An 18,081-nucleotide genomic window follows, 5' to 3' on the forward strand; every position below is an offset into this window, starting at 1 on the left:
TACGGTCCCCCTGCACCTTCCCGGCACCACGCCGTCACGCGCCCAACTCCCTTATCCGCACCGGCCGCAAAGGAAGTCCATGCGCCGCAGCACTCCCGGCAGACTCGCCGTCGCCGCCTGCTCCCTCGCCCTCCTGACCGCACTGGCCCCGGCCGCCTCGGCCGTCCCGGCCGCCGCGTCCAAGGCCCCGACGGCACCCGCCGCCCCGGCGGGCCACCACCCCGGCCCGGCCGCGAAGCGCGTCGGCTACTTCACCCAATGGGGCGTCTACGGACGCGACTTCCAGGTCCAGGACCTGGAGACCAGCGGGACCGCCGGCAAGCTCACCCACCTCAACTACGCCTTCGGCAACATCAGCGCCCAGGGCACCTGCGTCATGGGCAACATCCCCGGCGAGGCCGACGCCTGGGCGGACTACGAGCGCCCGCTGGACGCCGCGAACTCCGTCGACGGCACCGCCGACACCTGGGACCAGCCGCTGGCGGGCAACTTCAACCAGCTGCGCGAGCTCAAGGCCGAGCACCCGGGCCTGAAGGTCCTGCTCTCCCTGGGCGGCTGGAGCTGGTCCACCCACTTCTCCGACGCCGCCCTCACCCCCGCCTCCCGCAAGGCGCTGGTGTCCTCCTGCATCGACCTCTACATCAAGGGCAACCTGCCCCAGGACGGCACCCGGGGCGGCGCCGGCGCCGCGGCCGGGGTCTTCGACGGCTTCGACCTCGACTGGGAGTGGCCCGGCTCCGCGGGCGACACCGACACGGTCTACCGCCCCGAGGACAAGCGGAACTACACCGCCCTGGTCCGGGAGTTCCGCACCCAGCTCGACGCGTACGGCCGCGCCCAGCACCGGAAGTACCAGCTGTCGGCCTTCGTACCGGCCGCCCCCGCCAAGATCGACGCCGGCTTCGAGGTCCGCAAGATCATGCGCGACCTGGACTTCGTCACCCTCCAGGGGTACGACTTCCACGTCTCGGGCGAGCCGGTCACCGCCCAGCAGTCGGCGCTGCGCGCCCGCGGCGACTTCAGCGGCGACGCCACCGTCGAGTCGTGGCTGCGGCGCGGCGCCCCCGCGCACAAGCTCGTGCTCGGGATGCCCTTCTACGGCCAGGGCTGGACCGGGGTGAGCGGCGGCGGCGACGGCATGGGACAGCCCGCCACCGGCCCGGCGCCGGCCAAGTGGGGCCCCGGGTACGCCGACTACAAGGAGCTCAAGGAGCTGGCGGCCGACCCCCGCTACCGGCTCTACCGGGACCGCCGGGGCGGCCACGCCTGGCTCTTCGACGGCACCACCCTGTGGACGTACGACGACCCGCAGGTGCTGCGCGACAAGGCCCGCTACGTCCGGGCCCGCGGGCTGGGCGGTGCGATGTTCTGGTCCCTGGACGCGGACACCCCCGACGGCGAGCTGATCACCGCCGTGGACCAGGGGCTGCGCCACTGACCTGCGGCACGGCTGACGCGCGGGGGCGGGCCGCCGGTGGCGGCCCGCCCCTGCGCGCGGGATGCGGGGCTCAGAACTGCAGCGCCCAGGAGTCGATCTTGCCGATGTCGGCACTGGCGTTGTCGCTCACCCGCAGTTTCCAGGTGCCGTTCGCGACCTCGCTGGAGGCGTTCACCGCGTACGTCTGGAGGATGTTGTCCGCGCTGCCGCCGCTGCGGTTGTGCAGGGTGTAGACGGAGCCGTCCGGGGCCACCAGGTCGACCTTGAGGTCGCCGATGTAGGTGTGCTTGATGTCCACCGAGACGCTGAGGGCGGCCGGCGCGTTACCGGGGACGCCGCTGACGGTGACCGGCGACTCGACGGTGGAGTTGTCGTTGATCGGGTAGTCGGCGGTGTTCTCGAAGCGGGCACCGGGCGGGTTGGTGGAGCCGCCGACCGAGAGCAGCCGGTTCGGCGAGCCGGTGCCCGGCGAGGTCACCACGTTCGGCGTGGCCGCCGCGACCAGGGCGGCGGAGACCTGCGCCGGGGTGCTCGCCGGGTTGGCCGCCAGGTAGAGGGCCGCCGCGCCCGCCACGTGCGGCGTGGCCATCGAGGTGCCGGAGATGGTGTTGGTGGCGGTGTCGCCGGTGCCCCAGGAGGACGTGATCGAGGAGCCGGGGGCGAACAGGTCGAGCACGGTGCCGTAGTTGGAGTAGCTGGCCTTGGCGTCGGTGCTGGTGGTCGCGCCGACGGTGATGGCCTCGGTGACCCGGGCGGGCGACTTGGTGCTGGCGTTGGTGCTCTCGTTCCCGGCCGCCACGGCGTAGGTGATGCCGCTGGCTATGGAGTTGCGCACGGCCGTGTCGAGGGCGGAGTCGGCGCCGCCGCCCAGCGACATGTTCGCGACCGCGGGCTTCACCGCGTGCTGGGTGACCCAGTCGATGCCCGCGACGACCTGCTCGGTGGTGCCGGAGCCGGAGTTGTCGAGCACCCGGACGCCCACCAGCTTGGCCTTCTTGGCGACGCCGTAGGAGTTGCCCGCGACCGTGCCGGCGACATGGGTGCCGTGGCCGTGGCCGTCCTGGGCGGTGTTGTCGTTGTCGATCGCGTCGTAGCCGTAGGAGGCGCGGGTGCCGAACTCCTGGTGGGTGATGCGCAGTCCGGTGTCGATGATGTACGCGGTCACGCCCGCCCCCGCGGTGTCGGGGTACGTGTAGCGCTGGTCGAGCGGCAGCGCCTTCTGGTCGATCCGGTCCAGGCCCCAGGACGGCGGGTTGGGCTGCGTGGCGTCGACGGTGAAGCGGCGGTTCTGCACCACGGAGCGGACGGCGGGGTCGGCGGCGAGCTTGCGGGCCTGGCTCTCGGAGAGCTGCACGGCGTAGCCGTTGAGCGCCTTCTTGTAGGTGCGGCGGATCTTCGCGCCGTAACCCGCCACGACCGCCCGGCCCCTCGCGGAGTCGGCAACGGGGCCTTCGAGGGTGACGATGTAGCTGCCGGGGACGGACCCGGGGGCGCCGGCGTTCTCGATGACGCCCACGGGGCCGGTGGCGGCGGAGGCGGCGGGGGCGAGCGCGGCCAGCAGGGCGGCCACCGCGGTCGCGCTGAGCGCGGCCAGGGCACGGCGTGGTTGACGCATCACGGACATGTGGAGGGTCCTCCTCATCGGGTGGTGCGTTGCGGGGGGTTGGCGGCGCGACACGGGAGGCAGGGCATGGACATGACAACCACTCCCCAGCAGTACCCGGCCCCGACTCCCGGTCGCTCCACCGAGGTTGACCCAGGGTGCCGATTCCCACAAGAGGACAACGAACGCTTAACAACCGCGCCATGGACAGGCCATGAAACGGCAAAGACCGGCCGCACATGACGCCCGGCCCGACCGGTCGGACGTCCCTGCCCGGGCCGGTGCCGCCCGGGCCCCGGTGCGGACCCGGGGCCCCGGGTCCGTACCGGGGCCCCTCACAGCTCCTTGCGCGGGCTCCCGCCGTCCAGGCCCCGGTCCGGCCCGCCGCCGCGGTCCTTGCGGCCCTTGGCGCCCTTCGGCTCCTTGGTGCGGATGTCCACCCCGCCCCAGAAGGCGAAGCCGGTCACCACCACGCGCGGTGCGTCCACGTCCGGCGCGGTGTCCGGCATCCGCTGGTCGAAGGCGCCCATCACGCCGATCCCGCGGACGTCCACCGCCACCCCCGGCGGCACCGTGATCTGGATCCCGCCCATGATGGCCACGCAGTTGATGACCACCTCGCGGGCCTCGAAGTCCGCCTCCCGCAGGTCGATGTCGCCACCGCCCCAGAACACCACCGCGTCGAACCGCCGCGGCACCGTCCAGCGCCCCTTGCGCTGGAAGCCCGACATCACCGCCACGGCCGTGCCGGAGGTGCCCGCGCCGCCGATCCGGGCCGGCCACGACTCTCCCGTGTGCGCCACCGGCACCGGCGCCGCCGCGGCCGGCGCCCCCGGCAGGTCCCGGGTCAGCGGCGCCAACTCCGCGTACGTACGCGACCGGTACGCCGCCTCCAGGCGCTCCTCGAACTCGTCCATGTCGAGCCGCCCCTCGGCGACGGCGTCGCGCAGGCGCTCCACCACCCGCTCCCGGTCGGCGTCCGACGCCCGCAGCTCGGGCAGCTCCTCGCTCATGGCACCACCCTAGGACTTACCGGCCCCCCGCTGCGTACATCCGTGCGATCACGTCCTCGATGTCCGGCTCCCGCACCGACAGGTCCAGCAGCGGGTACTCCGCCGCGACCGCCGCCACCAGAGGGGCCGCCGACCCCGACGCCGGGAAGGCCAGCCACTGCCGGGCCCCCTCCACCTTCACCGTCCGCGCCCCGGGCACCTCCAGCGGCGGCATCTCCCGCGCCAGGTCCACCACCAGCGTCCGCTCCCCGCCGCCGACCTCGTGCAGCCCCTTGAGCGCCCCGTCGTACATCAGCCGGCCGTGGTCGATCACCATCACCCGCTCACACAGCTGCTCGATGTCCTGGAGGTCGTGCGTGGTCAGCAGCACCGTCGTCGACCGCTCGGCGTTCAAGTCCCGCAGGAAGCCACGCACCTTCGCCTTGCTGATCACGTCCAGCCCGATCGTCGGCTCGTCCAGGTACAGCACCTCCGGGTCGTGCAGCAGCGCCGCCGCAATGTCCCCCCGCATCCGCTGCCCCAACGACAACTGCCGTACCGGCACCCCCAGCAGCTCCCCGAGGTCCAGCAGCTCCACGCACCGCTCCAGGTTCGCCCGGTAACGCGCCGGCGGGATCCGGTACATCCGCTGCATCAGACCATACGAGTCCCGCAGCGGCAGGTCCCACCACAGCGTCGTGCGCTGCCCGAACACCACCCCGATCCGGTGCGCCAGCCGGGTCCGCTCCCGCGCCGGGTCGATGCCCGCCACCCGCAACCGGCCCCCGCTCGGCGTCAGGATGCCCGTCAGCATCTTGATCGTGGTGGACTTCCCCGCGCCGTTCGGCCCGATGTACCCCACCATCTCGCCCCGCGGCACCGTGAAGCCGATCCCGTCCACCGCCCGCACCTGCGAACGCTCCCGGCGCCACAGCCCGGTCCTGCGCCGCACCTCGAAGACCTTCTCGACCCCGTCCAGCTCGATCAGCGCCATCGCACCCGGCTCCCTTCAGCCACCGCTCAACTCCCCGTACTCCGGTACGCCCGGACGCCCGCCCGCCACGCCAGCGAGGCCGGCACCAGCACCACCACCGCCACCAGCGGGCTCGCGTACGCCGCCCAGTCCGGCAGCCCCATCGGATCCGGCCGCCCCAGCAGGTGCAGCGCCGGCACCCAGTTGACGAAGGCCAGCGGCACCACGAACGTCACCCCCCGCACCAGCTCCCGGGCGAACACCCCCGGCGGGTACTGGAGCATCGTCGCCCCGCCGTACGTGAAGGCGTTCTGCACCTCCGCCGCGTCCCCCGCCACGAACTGGAAGGCCGCCCCCGCCACGAACACCGCCGCGAAGATCAGCGACCCGCCCAGCACCATCAGCGGCACCAGCAGCACCCGCCCGGGCGTCCACGCCACGTCCACCGCCGCCAGCGCCCACCCCAGCGCGAACAGGCCCTGCGAGATCCGCCCCACCCGCCGCAGCGCGAACCGGTCCGCCGCCAGCTGCGCGAACAACGGCACCGGCCGCACCAGCATCGTGTCCAGCGAGCCGTCCCGGATCCGGGCCCCCACCCGGTCCGTGTTGCCCAGTGCCAGGTCGGTCAGCCCCAGCGAGACCGTGGTCGACCCGTACAACAGCGCCACCTCCGGCAGCGAGAACCCGCCCAGCGCGTCCACCTGCCGGAACATGATGAAGATCGCGACGAAGTCCAGCCCGCTGGTCAGCGCGCTGCCCACCACCATCAGCAGGAAGGACGCCCGGTACGCCATCGTCGAACGCACCCACATCCCGACGATCAGCCCGTACCCCCGGAGCCCGTCCCGCACCCGCCACAGCGCCCCGCGGGGCGGCCCCGCCGCCCGCCCGGCCGCCGGCGCCACCGTCCGTTCAGCCACCCTGGACCACCACCCGCCGGGTCGCCGCCCCCTGGAGCAGCCGGCCCGCCCCGATCAGCACCGCCACCCACAGCACCTGGAACCCGAAGGCCCCGAGCGCCGGCCCGGCCCCCGCGTGCGTGCCCATCAGCACGTCCAGCGGCACCTGGAGCATCGCCGCCCACGGCAGCTGCCGCACCACCTCCCCGAACACCCCCGGGAAGACGTGCAGCGGCAGCACCATCCCGCAGCAGAACATCGCCAGCAGCGTCGCGATCATGTTCACCCCCGTGCCGTCCAGCAGCCAGAACGCGCACAGCCCGACCAGGAACCGCATCGCGAAGCTCACCACCACCCCCAGCCACACCGACACCAGGAACAGCAGCCACCGGCCCGGCCCCGCCGGCAACGCCAGATCGAACGCCAGCGCCCCCACCACCAGCGGCACCACCCCGCGCGCCACCAGCTGGAACGCCGCCCGCCCCAGGTCCGCCGCCAGCCACCACAACTGGAGGTCCACCGGCCGGTACAGGTCCACCGCCACGTCCCCGGTCCGGATCCGCTCCTGCAACTCCTCCTGGAAACCCCCGCCCAGCAGCGCCCCCGCCGCCAGCAGCGACTGGCTCACCCACACGAACGTCAGCGCCTGCGCCTGGTCGTACCCGCCCAGCCCCGGCCGCTGGCCCCACAGCGCCAGGTACGTGTAGGCCACGATGAAGCCGAAGACGGTGTTCGTGAACACCCCCGCGGCCGTGGCCGTGCCGTACGTGGCGTACCTGCGGAAGCCGGCCACCGCCACCGCCGGGTAGACGCGCGCGGCGCCCCACGCCCGCCCGCTGGTTTTCACCCGCACCCACCGCCTCGGATATCGATTCGGACTCGTTGTCCTGGTGTGCCCCGCACCCGTGCAACCCCTGGGGCGCACCGGCCGTCTGACCCCGTGCCCCCGACCCGCCTGAAACCGCGTCAGCCAAAGCGAGCGAGCTTAGTGCGGCGGGGGGACCCACGCGACCGAATATCGGCCGACCGGCACACGACGGTGTTCCATGGGGTACAGATCAGCAAATATCGCCCATCAGGGCGAACGACCGTCCGGCCGAGGAGTCCCTGCAGACATGAGCGACCAGTCACCGCCGCAGGGCTGGACCCCCCGGGATCCCGACCGGGCCGCCCACCCCACGCCCGCCGGCGCCCCCGGCCGCCCCCCGGGGACCGGCAAGCGCAAGCGCACCGGCTGGCGGCGGATCTTCCCCACCTGGCGGATGGTCCTCGGCGGCGTGCTCCTGCTCGCCCTGCTCCTCGGCGGCGCGCTCGTCGCCGGCTACCTGATCGTCGACATCCCGGCCGCCAACAAGGCCGCCACCGCCCAGAGCAACGTCTTCCTCTACTCCGACGGCACCCAGCTCGCCCGCGACGGCGAGGTCAACCGGATGAACGTCCCGCTCTCCCAGGTCCCCAAGACCGTCCAGGAGGCCGTCCTGGCCGCCGAGGACCGCGACTTCTACTCCGAGCGCGCCGTCGACCCCAAGGCCATGCTCCGCGCCGCCTGGAACACCGTCACCGGCAAGGGCAAGCAGTCCGGCTCCACCATCACCCAGCAGTACGTCAAGAACTACTACCTGGGCCAGGAACAGACGATCAAGCGCAAGGTCAAGGAGTTCTTCATCGCGATCAAACTCGGTCGCGAAGAGTCCAAGGAAGACATCCTCGAGGGCTACCTCAACACCAGCTACTTCGGCCGCAACGCCTACGGCATCCAGGCCGCCGCCCAGGCCTACTACGGCAAGGACGTCAGCAAGCTCAGCACCGCCGAAGGCGCCTACCTCGCCACCCTCCTCAACTCCCCCAGCGCCTTCGACGTGGTCGCCCACCCCCAGCAGCGCCCCCGCGCCCTCGCCCGCTGGAACTACGTCCTCGACGGCATGGTCAAGAAGAAGTGGCTCGACCCCGCCGAACGCGCCGCGACCAAGTTCCCCGAGCCCGGCAAGGTCCGCGCCCCCTCCGGCATGTCCGGCCAGCGCGGCTACCTCGTCGAGACCATCAAGGACTACCTGCTCAACAACAAGGTCCTGGACGAGAGCGACCTCGCCGCCGGCGGCTACCGGATCACCACCACCATCGACAAGCGCCGCCAGAACGACTTCGTCGCCGCCGTCCAGGACAAGCTCATGGACGACCTCGACCCCGACCGCAAGAAGGACCGCATCGTCCGCGCCGGCGGCGCCTCCATCGACCCCGCCACCGGCAAGGTCGTCGCCCTCTACGGCGGCATCGACTACACCAAGCAGTACGTCAACAACGCCACCCGGCGCGACTACACCCCCGGCTCCACCTTCAAGCCGCTGGTCTTCACCGCCGCCGTCCAGCACGACTCCCGCACCCAGGACGGCCGCCGCATCACCCCCAACACGATCTACAACGGCGACAACGAACGCCCCGTCCAGGGCTCCGCCATCGCCTACGCCCCGGAGAACGAGGACCAGCGCTCCTACGGCGACATCACCGTCCGCAGCGCCACCAACAACTCCGTCAACACCGTGTACGCGCAGATGGCCGTGGACGTCGGCACCAACGAGGTCAAGCAGACCGCCATCGACATGGGCATGCCCAAGGACGTACCGGCCTTCGACGCCGTCCCCGCCATGGCCCTCGGCACCCTCCAGGCCAGCGTCCTCGACATGACCCAGGTCTACGCCACCCTCGCCGACCACGGCCGCTACACGCCCTGGACCATCGTCGACAAGGTCAGCAGCCCGGACGGCGACACCCTCGCCCTCCCCAAGCGCACCTCCCGCCAGGCCGTCTCCCGGGAAGCCGCCGACACCACCACCTCCATGCTGGAGAGCGTGGTCGAATCCGGCACCGGCACCGCCGCCCAGGCCGCCGGCCGCCCCGCCGCCGGCAAGACCGGCACCGCCGAGGACGACAAGGCCGCCTGGTTCGCCGCCTACACCCCCGACCTCGCCACCGTCGTCGCCGTGATGGGCCAGGACCCCGACGCCGGCACCCTCGAACCCCTCTACGGCGCCCTCGGCCAGGACCGCATCAACGGCGGCGGCTACCCCGCCCGCATCTGGGCCGCCTACACCAAGGCCGCCCTCGAAGGCAGCGAGGCCCAGGACTTCGACCTCGAGCTCCAGCCCGGCGCCGCCTACGTCCCGCCGCCCGTCGAGCCCAGCCGCACCCGCGGCCCCGGCCGCGACGAGGGCCGCACCCAGGGCAACACCAACGCCGGGAACGGCAACGGCGGCAACGGGAACGGCGGGAACCGCGGCGGCAACCAGAACCAGGGCCAGCAGCAGGGCGGCAACACCAACGCCGGCACGAACACCGGCACCACCAACGGCACGAACGGCACCAACGGCCAGACCCAGGGCGGCACCACCGACGGCGGCACCACCGGGGGCGAGACCGACACCGGCGGCACCACCGACGGCGGCGGCACCACCGGAGGGACCACCGGCGGCACCCGCGGCGGCACCACCGGCACCCAGGGAGGCGGCAGCCGGGGCGGCACCACCGGCCCCACCCCGGGCTAGCGGCCCTAGGACACGCCCTAGTGCCCCGAGGTCGCCTTCAGGCCGACCACGGCCACCAGCAGCAGACAGATGAAGAAGATCCGGGCGGCGGTCACCGGCTCACCCAGCACGGCCATGCCGAGCACCGCCGCCCCCGCCGCACCGATCCCGACCCACACGCCGTAGGCCGTACCGATCGGCAGGGTCTTCGCGGCGTACGACAACAGCACCATGCTGGCCACGATCCCCGCACCGGTGAACACGCTCGGCCACAGCCGCGTGAACCCCTCGGTGAACTTCATGCCGATCGACCAGCCGACCTCGAGCAGACCGGCGACGAGAAGAAGAACCCAGGCCATGACGGCACCTCCGGGACGAGAGCGAACGGGGTGCGTCGTCTTTGCCTGCCCGGTACGGCGCGTCTCGTCGGGTTCCCCACCACCGTAGCAAAGGAACGGCAAAGGGCCGGTGACACCCGTCACCGGCCCTTCGTACGCCTTCGCAGGCGGCTACAGGTACAGCCCCGTGGAGTCCTCGGACCCCTCCAGCCGCTCCGCCGCCACCGCGTGCAGGTCCCGCTCGCGCATCAGCACGTACGTCGCGCCCCGCACCTCGACCTCGGCCCGGTCCTCCGGGTCGTACAGCACCCGGTCACCCGGCTCCACGGTCCGGACGTTCTGTCCGACCGCGACCACCTCGGCCCAGGCCAGCCGCTTGCCCACCGCGGCCGTCGCGGGGATGAGGATGCCACCGCCGGACCGCCGCTCGCCCTCCGGCGAATCGGACCTGACGAGCACGCGGTCGTGCAGCATCCGGATGGGCAGCTTGTCGTGGGTGGGGTTCTCGCTCACACCCAGAACCTACCTGCCGGCCCGCGCCGGGCACCCCGCAGGGTCATCAGCGCTTGCGCCGGGTCGACAGGGCCAACAGCCCGACGACGCCCACCGCGAGCATCGCCACCGGCACCAGCCGCTCCAGGCGGGGCGCGCCGTCCTCGTGCCGCAGGCCGGACTTCAGGTCCGTGACCACGCGGTTCACCGCGACGAAGGCCCGCCCGGCGGTCTGGTCGACCGTCGAGGCCACCCGCGCCTTGGCGTCACCCACGATCGTCCTCGGGTGCATGCGCACCCCGATCTCGTCCAGCGTCTCCGCGAGCGATTCGCGCCTGCGGATGATGTCCGCCTCGATCTGGGCGGGGGTCCTGACATCCGACACCGCGCTGCCTCCGTGGTGGTCGTGGGTGGGCGTAGTCCGGCATGGACAGTCTGTCAGCTTACGCTCGTGCCGTACGGATCCCCTCCCGAGGAGACTTGAGGACATGAGCGAGCGACTCCAGCCGGGCGACACCGCCCCCGCCTTTTCCCTGCCCGACGCGGACGGCAACGCGGTCTCCCTCGCCGACCACAAGGGCCGCAAGGTGATCGTCTACTTCTACCCGGCCGCCCTGACCCCCGGCTGCACGAAGCAGGCCTGCGACTTCACCGACAACCTGGCCGTCCTGGCCCAGGCGGGCTACGACGTCATCGGCGTCTCCCCCGACAAGCCGGAGAAGCTGGCCAAGTTCCGCGAACAGGAGCACCTGAAGGTCACCCTGGTCGGCGACCCGTCGAAGGAGGTCCTGACGGCCTACGGCGCCTTCGGCGAGAAGAAGCTGTACGGCAAGACGGTGACGGGCGTCATCCGCTCCACGGTCATCGTCGACGAGGAGGGCAAGGTCGAGCGAGCCCTCTACAACGTCAAGGCCACCGGCCACGTAGCCAAGATCATCAAGGACCTGGGCATCTGACGGATCCTCCGGGAGGGCCCGCACGGTCAGTGACCGTGCGGGCCTTTCCGTACACCCGGCGTAACCGTCCGACTATCGGTTCGTTACTCCTTCCGAGCGCCGAATGCGCGCCCGAACGGAGCACGAGATGCCGACCAGCCCCTACACGAAGCCCCGCCTGGCAGAGGCGGCCGCCGCCTCCCGCAACCTGACCGAATGCCTGACCCGCCTGGGCGTGGACCCCAAGACTGGATCCCGCCGCTACCTCCACGACCGCATGCGGAAGCTGGGCGTGGACACCTCTCACTTCACCCGCGAGACCGGCGAGAAATGGACCCGCGAAGTCCTGGCGGAGGCGGTGGCCGCCTCGACATCGATCAACGAGGTGCTGCGCCGCATAGGCCTGGACACCGTCGGCGGCCACCACACCCACATCAGCCGCAAGGTGAAGTCCTTCGAGATAGACACCTCGCACTTCGCGCAGCCCAGGCCTTCGCGCGGCCGCATGCAGGACGCGCGGCGGCGCCGCTCCGCGGACGAGATCCTCCTCGCCGACGAGTCACCCCACGCCCGGCGCGTGCCGGGCGCCCGACTGCGCAGGGCTCTGCTGGAGACGGGCGTCGATGACCGCTGCGCCGACTGCGGCATCGAGGCCGTCTGGCTCGGCGAGCCGCTCCCCCTGGAAGTCGACCACATCAACGGCGACTGGCGGGACAACCGGCGCGAGAACCTCCAGCTCCTGTGCCCCAACTGCCATTCGACCACGGACACCTACCGCGGCCGCGGCAAGGGACGGCGGTGAGCGCGCGGTGGGGCCCGGCGCCCGGGACGGTTCGGGAGGCAGTGGCCGCGTCCTTGAGCATCGCCGCAACGCTTCGCCGCCTCGGATTGCCGGACAGCGGCGGAAGCCGCGCGTGGCTGCGAACCTGCGTCGCCGACAACGCCATCGACACGTCCCACTTCCTGGGCCAGGCCCACGCGCGCGGAAAGCCCGGCCCGACACAGGGCAGGCCGGCCGATGAGGTGCTGGTGCGGCACGACGGATCGAAACGAACCCGGACTGCCACCCTCAGACGTGCTCTCAGGGAGGTCGGCCGGCCCGAACGCTGCACGGGGTGCGGATCCGCCCCCGAATGGCGGGGCCGGCCGATGACGCTGGAGGTCGACCACGTCAGCGGCGACTGGAGCGACGACCGGAGGGAAAACCTCCGCCTGTTGTGCCCCAACTGCCATGCGATCACGACGACATGGTGCCGCGGAGGTGCACGAAGTCGAGGCGAGTGAGAGCACGTCGTCACACTCAGGCAGTACCGCTACCATTACAGCGGCACACGCGGTCGTGTTGTAACTGGTAGCCAAGAGGGCCTTAGAAGCCCTTGGGAGAAATCCCGTGTGGGTTCGAATCCCACCGGCCGCACCCGAGAAGGGCCTGCGAATCCAAGATTCGCAGGCCCTTCGGCGTATCCGGTCCGGTCAGCCCAGGAGCTCCCGGATCACTGGGATCAGGCCGCGGAAGGCGTGGCCTCGGTGGGAGATGGCGTTCTTCTCGGCGGCGGTCAGTTCGGCGCAGGTGCGGGACTCGCCCAGGGGCTCGAGGATCGGGTCGTAGCCGAAGCCGCCGGCGCCGGCGGGGGTGTCGCGGAGGGTGCCGAGGAGGCGGCCCTCCACCACGCGCTCCGTACCGTCCGGCAACGCAAGGGCCGCGGCGCAGAAGAAGTGCGCGCCGCGGTGCGGGGCGGCGATGTCGCCGAGCTGGGCGAGGAGCAGGTCGAGGTTGGCCTGGTCGTCGCCGTGGGTGCCGGCCCAGCGGGCGGAGAAGATGCCGGGGGCGCCGTTCAGGACGTCCACGCAGAGGCCGGAGTCGTCGGCGACGGCCGGCAGGCCGGTGGCCTGGGCAAGGGCGTGGGCCTTGAGGAGGGCGTTCTCGGCGAAGGTGACGCCGGTCTCCTTGACGTCGGGGATCTCCGGGTAGGCGTCGGCGCCGACGAGTTCGTGGGGCAGTCCGGCGTCGGCCAGGATGGCGCGGAGTTCGGTGACTTTGCCCTGGTTGCGGGTGGCGAGGATGAGGCGGGTCATACCTCGATTATCCGGACCCGCCCGCACCACCCGCCCCGCCGGGGCCCGCCGGACCGCCCTAGCCCGGCGTGCAGACCTTGGTGATCTCGCCCGCCGCGTCGGCGATGGGGGTGACGTCGGGGGTGGGGTTGCCGTTCTGGATGGCGGTGCGGACGTTGGTGACGCCGGCGGTCATGTCGTCGATGGCCTTGCCGAGGTCGGCGTTGTCGGTGTTGTCGCCGATCTGCTTGAGGCTCTGGTCGATCTGGTTGAGGGCGTTCTGCGCGTCCTGGGGGCTGTTGCCGGCCTGGGAGACGGCCTGCTGGAGGTCGTTCACCGCGTCGGTGATGGCGACGGCGGTCTTGGCGCAGTCCATGGCCGTGTTGATCGCGTCGCAGGCGCCCAGGGCCGGCACCGCCAGGAGGGCGGCGACGGCGAGGGCGGTGCTGCGGCGGTGGCGCGTGGTCATCAGGTCCCCCCGGTCGGTGTGCACGGAAGGGCGCACTGGGCCGAAGCTTCGGTCCGTGCGCCCGTGTCCGTCAAGACGCCGGGGCGGGGGGCGCCGGTTGCGTCAGTCGCCGAGGGTGCCGAGGGCCCGGAGCTGGAGGGCTTCCAGGTCGGCGCAGCCGCCGGCGGCGAGGTCGAGGAGGGCGTTGAGCTCCTTGCGGTCGAAGGGCTCGCCCTCGGCGGTGCCCTGGACCTCGACGAAGCGGCCGTCGCCGGTGCAGACGACGTTCATGTCGGTCTCGGCGCGGACGTCCTCCTCGTAGCAGAGGTCGAGGAGGGGGGTGCCGTCGACGATGCCGACGGAGACGGCGGCGACAGTGCCGGTGAGGGGCTTGCGGCCGGCCTTGATGAGCTTCTTCTGCTGACCCCAGGCGATGGCGTCGGCCAGGGCGACGTAGGCGCCGGTGATGGCGGCGGTGCGGGTGCCGCCGTCGGCCTGGAGGACGTCGCAGTCGAGGACGATGGTGTTCTCGCCGAGGGCCTTGTAGTCGATGACGGCGCGCAGGGAGCGGCCGATGAGGCGGGAGATCTCGTGGGTGCGGCCGCCGATCTTGCCGCGGACGGATTCGCGGTCGCCGCGGGTGTTGGTGGAGCGGGGCAGCATCGAGTATTCGGAGGTGACCCAGCCTTCGCCGCTGCCCTTGCGCCAGCGGGGGACGCCTTCGGTGAAGGAGGCGGTGCAGAAGACCTTGGTGTCGCCGAAGGAGATGAGGACGGAGCCCTCTGCGTGCTTGCTCCATCCGCGTTCGATGGTGACGGGGCGGAGCTGTTCGGGGGTGCGGCCGTCGATGCGAGACATGGGTCGAGCGTAGCCGTTGACGACGAGGGCCCCGCCCGGGTGGTGCCGGGGCGGGGCCTTCGTACGGATGAGTGAGGGGTGGCGGGGCCGGGGGCCGGTGGTGCGGCCGCCGGCTCCGCTCACTCCGTGAGCCGGGGGGCTCGACTCACATCATGTCTTCGATGTCGGCGGCGATGGGGTCGGCGTCGGTGCCGATGACGACCTGGATCGCGGTGCCCATCTTGACGACGCCGTGGGCGCCGGCGGCCTTGAGGGCGGCCTCGTCGACCTTGGACGGGTCGACGACCTCGGTGCGGAGGCGGGTGATGCAGCCCTCGACCTCTTCGATGTTCTCGATACCGCCGAGCCCGGCGACGATCTTCTCAGCCTTGGTGGCCATGTCCTTCTCCCTGTGTCTTTCAAGGAACGAGTCTCGGCGGCGGCAGGCGTACCGGTGGGTGCGCGTGCGCATCCGCTTTGTCACGGTAACGCACGGTTGGACCAGTTACGCGCGCGGTAGCGCGGGTCCTGCCGAATGATGACGATCAGCGGCGGACCGCCTCGGCGGGCCCGCTCTCATCGCTATCGACAACTGGTCTACACCAGTGAGCGGCCCTCGCCAAACCCGGCGACGGCAGGGAGGACGCCATGAGCGCGACCAGTGCGGCGGCGGCACCGCAGCCGAAGTGGTGGAACGGCCTCTTCCAGGGCCTTCAGAAGATGGGCCGGAGCCTCCAGCTGCCGATCGCCGTGCTGCCGGCGGCGGGCATCCTGAACCGGCTGGGTCAGGACGACGTCTTCGGCAAGGACGGCCTGGACTGGCAGAACGTCGCGAAGGTGATGTCCGGCGCGGGTGGTGCGCTGCTGGACGGGAGCCTGGGCCTGCCGCTGCTGTTCTGCATCGGTGTCGCGATCGGCATGGCCAAGAAGGCGGACGGTTCGACCGCGCTGGCGGCGGTGGCCGGCTTCCTCGTGTACTTCGGGGTGCTGCACAAGTTCCCGAAGGACTGCACGGAGGGCGCGAAGGCGGTCGCGGCGGGCTGCCAGGCGCCGGACTTCTCGGTGACGGGCTTCACGTACCAGAACCCGGGGGTGTTCGGCGGCATCGTGATGGGGCTGCTGGCGGCGTGGTTCTGGCAGCGGTACCACCGGGTGAAGCTGGTGGACTGGCTGGGCTTCTTCAACGGCCGGCGGCTGGTGCCGATCATCATGTCGTTCGTGGCGATCGGGTTCGCGGTGCTGTGCCTGTGGATCTGGCCGCCGATCGGCGACGCGCTGGAGAGCTTCAGCGACTGGCTGGTGGGGCTGGGTGCGTGGGGTGCGGGCGTGTTCGGCGTGGCGAACCGCGCGCTGCTGGTGATCGGCCTGCACCAGTTCCTGAACGTGCCCATCTGGTTCCAGTTCGGCAGCTACACGAAGTCGGACGGCACGGTGGTGCACGGCGACATCAACATGTTCCTGAACGGGGACCCGGACGCGGGCCAGTTCCTGAGCGGGTTCTTCCCGATCATGATGTTCGCGCTGCCGGCCGCGGCGCTGGCGATCACGCACTGCGCGAAGCCGGCCCGCCGCAAGGAGGTCGGCGGCCTGATGCTGTCGGTGGGCCTGACCTCCTTCGTCACCGGCATCACGGAGCCGCTGGAGTACTCGTTCCTGTTCGTGGCGCCGCTGCTGTACGCGGTGCACGCGCTGCTGACGGGCGTGTCGATGGCGGTGACCTGGGCGCTGGGGGTGCACGACGGCTTCAGCTTCTCGGCCGGCCTGATCGACTACGTCATCAACTGGAGCATCGCCACGAAGCCGTGGCTGATCATCCCGATCGGGCTGTGCTTCGCGGTGGTGTACTACGTGATCTTCCGGTTCGCGATCACGAAGTTCGACATCCCGACGCCGGGGCGCGAGTCGGACGAGGAGATCGAGCAGATGCAGAAGGACGTGACCAAGGCGTAGCGCGCCCCCGCTCCCCCGCCGGGCCGAAAGGCCCGGCCGCGAAGGCCCTCGGATTCCTTGTCCGGGGGCCTTCGTCATGCCCGCCGGCGGGGGCGTCGGGGGTGGCGCGGGCGGGTGGCAAGTGGGGCCCCGGGCCCGGGATCAGGCCTTTCGGCCCCGGTTCCCGGATGTGGTGTAGACCACAGTTTATCGAAGGTTCCTTATCTAACCCTCACCGTGTTACAACTGGTCTACACCACCGATTGGTGTAGACCACGCGAGCCCGTTCCGTGCTCTCGTGCCCCCAATCCGAGACGTCGCCGTCCCCCCGTAGGTCATCCCTCTGGCGGCGCCTTGCCTTCTGGAGGAAGTTATGAGTACGGCCAGTGCGGTCGCGCCCGCTAAGAAGCGGGGCGCCGGCCTGATGGCGGGCATGCAGAAGATCGGCAAGAGCCTTCAGCTCCCGGTCGCCGTGCTGCCCGCCGCAGCGATCCTGCTGCGCCTGGGCCAGGACGACGTGTTCGGCAAGGACGGCCTCCACTGGGGCAAGGTCGCCTCGGTCTTCAACACCGCCGGTGGCGCGGTCTTCTCCAACCTCGCGCTGCTCTTCTGCGTCGGTGTCGCCATCGGTTACGCCAAGAAGGCGGACGGCTCCACCGCCCTCGCCGCGCTCGTCGGCTTCCTCGTCTACAAGAACGTGCTGACCGCGTTCCCGATGGACGGATCCGTCACCGCCGCACTGCCGGCCGGCAAGCCGCAGGACCCGGGCGTGCTCGGCGGCATCATCGTCGGCCTGGTCTCCGCCATCGTGTGGCAGAAGTTCCACAAGACCCGCCTGGTCGACTGGCTCGGCTTCTTCAACGGCCGCCGCCTGGTCCCGATCCTGATGGCCTTCATCGGCACGGTCTTCGGTGTGGTCTTCGGTCTCGCCTGGGGCCCGGTCGGCGACGCGCTGACGAACTTCGGTGACTGGCTGATGGGCCTCGGCTCGGTCGGCGCCGGCATCTACGGTGTCTTCAACCGCGGTCTGATCCCGGTCGGCATGCACCAGTTCCTCAACACGTTCTTCCAGCAGCAGGTCGGTTCCTTCACCAAGGCCGACGGCTCGATCGTGACCGGTGAGATCCCGCGCTTCTTCGCCGGTGACCCGACGGCCGGCCAGTTCATGTCCGGCTTCTTCCCGATCATGATGTTCGGCCTGCCGGCCGCCGCCCTGGCCATCGCCCACTGCGCCCGCCCCGAGCGCCGCAAGGCCGTCCTGGGCATGATGATCTCGCTGGCCCTGACCTCCTTCGTCACCGGTGTCACCGAGCCGATCGAGTTCACCTTCCTCTTCCTCGCCCCGCTGCTGTACGCGGTCCACGCGGTGCTGACCGGTATCTCGATGGCCGTCACCTGGGGCCTGGGCGTGCACGACGGCTTCGGCTTCTCGGCCGGTCTGATCGACTACCTGCTCAACTGGAAGCTCGCCACCAACCCGTGGATGATCATCCCGATCGGCCTGGCCTTCGCCGCGGTCTACTACGTGGTGTTCCGCTTCGCCATCACCAAGTTCAACCTGCCGACGCCGGGCCGTGAGTCCGACGAGGAGCTCGCCGAGCTGGAGAAGGAAGAGGCCAAGTAG

19 protein-coding genes, 1 tRNA gene and 1 riboswitch are annotated in these 18,081 nt (G+C 71.2%); of the genes, 8 read left to right on the top strand and 12 right to left on the bottom strand.

All coding sequences use genetic code 11. The annotated features are described in order from the left end of the window. Positions 1-79: 79 nt before the first annotated feature. On the top strand, positions 80-1,438 hold the full coding sequence (locus AB0O40_RS03205; protein WP_365035068.1) for a glycoside hydrolase family 18 protein: 1,359 nt from the start codon (positions 80-82) through the stop codon (positions 1,436-1,438). A 70-nt stretch (positions 1,439-1,508) separates the two neighbouring features. On the opposite strand, the gene AB0O40_RS03210 is transcribed toward AB0O40_RS03205, so the two are convergent. The 5 genes from AB0O40_RS03210 to AB0O40_RS03230 all read right to left on the bottom strand — a co-directional run bounded on the left by AB0O40_RS03210 (position 1,509) and on the right by AB0O40_RS03230 (position 6,752). Further along, the gene (locus tag AB0O40_RS03210; RefSeq protein ID WP_365035070.1) at positions 1,509-3,062 is read right to left on the bottom strand and encodes a S8 family peptidase; all 1,554 of its coding nucleotides are present in this window, start codon (positions 3,060-3,062) and stop codon (positions 1,509-1,511) included. 314 nt (positions 3,063-3,376) lie between these two features. Further along, on the bottom strand, positions 3,377-4,054 hold the full coding sequence (locus AB0O40_RS03215; RefSeq protein WP_365035072.1) for a DUF1707 domain-containing protein: 678 nt from the start codon (positions 4,052-4,054) through the stop codon (positions 3,377-3,379). A 16-nt stretch (positions 4,055-4,070) separates the two neighbouring features. Continuing rightward, positions 4,071-5,027 (bottom strand): ATP-binding cassette domain-containing protein, encoded by a 957-nt coding sequence (locus AB0O40_RS03220; protein WP_365035074.1) that lies wholly within the window; start codon positions 5,025-5,027, stop codon positions 4,071-4,073. A gap of 26 nt (positions 5,028-5,053) precedes the next feature. Then, positions 5,054-5,911 (bottom strand): ABC transporter permease, encoded by an 858-nt coding sequence (locus tag AB0O40_RS03225; RefSeq protein ID WP_365035201.1) that lies wholly within the window; start codon positions 5,909-5,911, stop codon positions 5,054-5,056. 7 nt (positions 5,912-5,918) lie between these two features. Beyond that, the gene (locus AB0O40_RS03230; RefSeq protein WP_365035076.1) at positions 5,919-6,752 is read right to left on the bottom strand and encodes an ABC-2 family transporter protein; all 834 of its coding nucleotides are present in this window, start codon (positions 6,750-6,752) and stop codon (positions 5,919-5,921) included. Between the two features lie 268 nt (positions 6,753-7,020). Here AB0O40_RS03230 and AB0O40_RS03235 point away from each other — a divergent pair, with 268 nt between their 5' ends. Further along, the gene (locus AB0O40_RS03235) at positions 7,021-9,444 is read left to right on the top strand and encodes a transglycosylase domain-containing protein (protein ID WP_365035078.1); all 2,424 of its coding nucleotides are present in this window, start codon (positions 7,021-7,023) and stop codon (positions 9,442-9,444) included. Positions 9,445-9,461: 17 nt separating this feature from the next. Here the strand turns inward: AB0O40_RS03235 and AB0O40_RS03240 are convergent, their stop codons facing one another. The 3 genes from AB0O40_RS03240 to AB0O40_RS03250 form a co-directional block, all read right to left on the bottom strand. Further along, entirely contained in the window at positions 9,462-9,782 is a 321-nt protein-coding gene (locus tag AB0O40_RS03240; protein WP_030158619.1) for a multidrug efflux SMR transporter, read from the bottom strand. A gap of 29 nt (positions 9,783-9,811) precedes the next feature. Continuing rightward, positions 9,812-9,882, bottom strand: a riboswitch (guanidine-III (ykkC-III) riboswitch). A 50-nt stretch (positions 9,883-9,932) separates the two neighbouring features. Beyond that, on the bottom strand, positions 9,933-10,274 hold the full coding sequence (locus AB0O40_RS03245; RefSeq protein ID WP_365035080.1) for a co-chaperone GroES: 342 nt from the start codon (positions 10,272-10,274) through the stop codon (positions 9,933-9,935). A gap of 46 nt (positions 10,275-10,320) precedes the next feature. Continuing rightward, on the bottom strand, positions 10,321-10,638 hold the full coding sequence (locus AB0O40_RS03250; protein WP_365035082.1) for a DUF3618 domain-containing protein: 318 nt from the start codon (positions 10,636-10,638) through the stop codon (positions 10,321-10,323). A gap of 103 nt (positions 10,639-10,741) precedes the next feature. On the opposite strand from AB0O40_RS03250, the gene bcp reads away from it, so the two are divergent. From bcp to AB0O40_RS03270, 4 genes are all read left to right on the top strand, one after another. Then, the gene (gene bcp / locus AB0O40_RS03255; protein WP_365035084.1) at positions 10,742-11,209 is read left to right on the top strand and encodes a thioredoxin-dependent thiol peroxidase; all 468 of its coding nucleotides are present in this window, start codon (positions 10,742-10,744) and stop codon (positions 11,207-11,209) included. Between the two features lie 127 nt (positions 11,210-11,336). Next, entirely contained in the window at positions 11,337-11,990 is a 654-nt protein-coding gene (locus tag AB0O40_RS03260; protein ID WP_365035086.1) for an HNH endonuclease signature motif containing protein, read from the top strand. A 227-nt stretch (positions 11,991-12,217) separates the two neighbouring features. Beyond that, the gene (locus AB0O40_RS03265; protein WP_365035203.1) at positions 12,218-12,472 is read left to right on the top strand and encodes an HNH endonuclease; all 255 of its coding nucleotides are present in this window, start codon (positions 12,218-12,220) and stop codon (positions 12,470-12,472) included. A 49-nt stretch (positions 12,473-12,521) separates the two neighbouring features. Then, positions 12,522-12,605 (top strand) — tRNA-Leu (locus AB0O40_RS03270). A gap of 56 nt (positions 12,606-12,661) precedes the next feature. On the opposite strand, the gene rdgB is transcribed toward AB0O40_RS03270, so the two are convergent. The 4 genes from rdgB to AB0O40_RS03290 all read right to left on the bottom strand — a co-directional run bounded on the left by rdgB (position 12,662) and on the right by AB0O40_RS03290 (position 15,000). Next, positions 12,662-13,264 carry an RdgB/HAM1 family non-canonical purine NTP pyrophosphatase gene (rdgB, locus tag AB0O40_RS03275; protein WP_365035088.1) on the bottom strand — a complete coding sequence of 201 codons (603 nt, stop codon included), beginning with the start codon at positions 13,262-13,264 and terminating at the stop codon, positions 12,662-12,664. 58 nt (positions 13,265-13,322) lie between these two features. After that, positions 13,323-13,712, bottom strand: coding sequence for a hypothetical protein (locus AB0O40_RS03280; protein ID WP_365035090.1), 390 nt, complete (start codon positions 13,710-13,712; stop codon positions 13,323-13,325). Positions 13,713-13,814: 102 nt separating this feature from the next. Beyond that, positions 13,815-14,549, bottom strand: coding sequence for a ribonuclease PH (rph, locus tag AB0O40_RS03285; protein ID WP_365035091.1), 735 nt, complete (start codon positions 14,547-14,549; stop codon positions 13,815-13,817). 145 nt (positions 14,550-14,694) lie between these two features. Continuing rightward, positions 14,695-15,000 carry a PTS glucose/sucrose transporter subunit IIB gene (locus tag AB0O40_RS03290; protein WP_365035093.1) on the bottom strand — a complete coding sequence of 102 codons (306 nt, stop codon included), beginning with the start codon at positions 14,998-15,000 and terminating at the stop codon, positions 14,695-14,697. Between the two features lie 176 nt (positions 15,001-15,176). Here AB0O40_RS03290 and AB0O40_RS03295 point away from each other — a divergent pair, with 176 nt between their 5' ends. Together AB0O40_RS03295 and AB0O40_RS03300 are read left to right on the top strand one after the other, a co-directional pair. Further along, positions 15,177-16,478 (top strand): PTS transporter subunit EIIC, encoded by a 1,302-nt coding sequence (locus AB0O40_RS03295; protein ID WP_365035095.1) that lies wholly within the window; start codon positions 15,177-15,179, stop codon positions 16,476-16,478. Positions 16,479-16,830: 352 nt separating this feature from the next. Then, positions 16,831-18,081: a PTS transporter subunit EIIC gene (locus AB0O40_RS03300; RefSeq protein ID WP_365035097.1), complete on the top strand. Its 1,251-nt coding sequence runs from the start codon at positions 16,831-16,833 to the stop codon at positions 18,079-18,081.

Source organism: Streptomyces sp. NPDC089919, assembly GCF_040684615.1.
Lineage (GTDB): Bacteria > Actinomycetota > Actinomycetes > Streptomycetales > Streptomycetaceae > Streptomyces.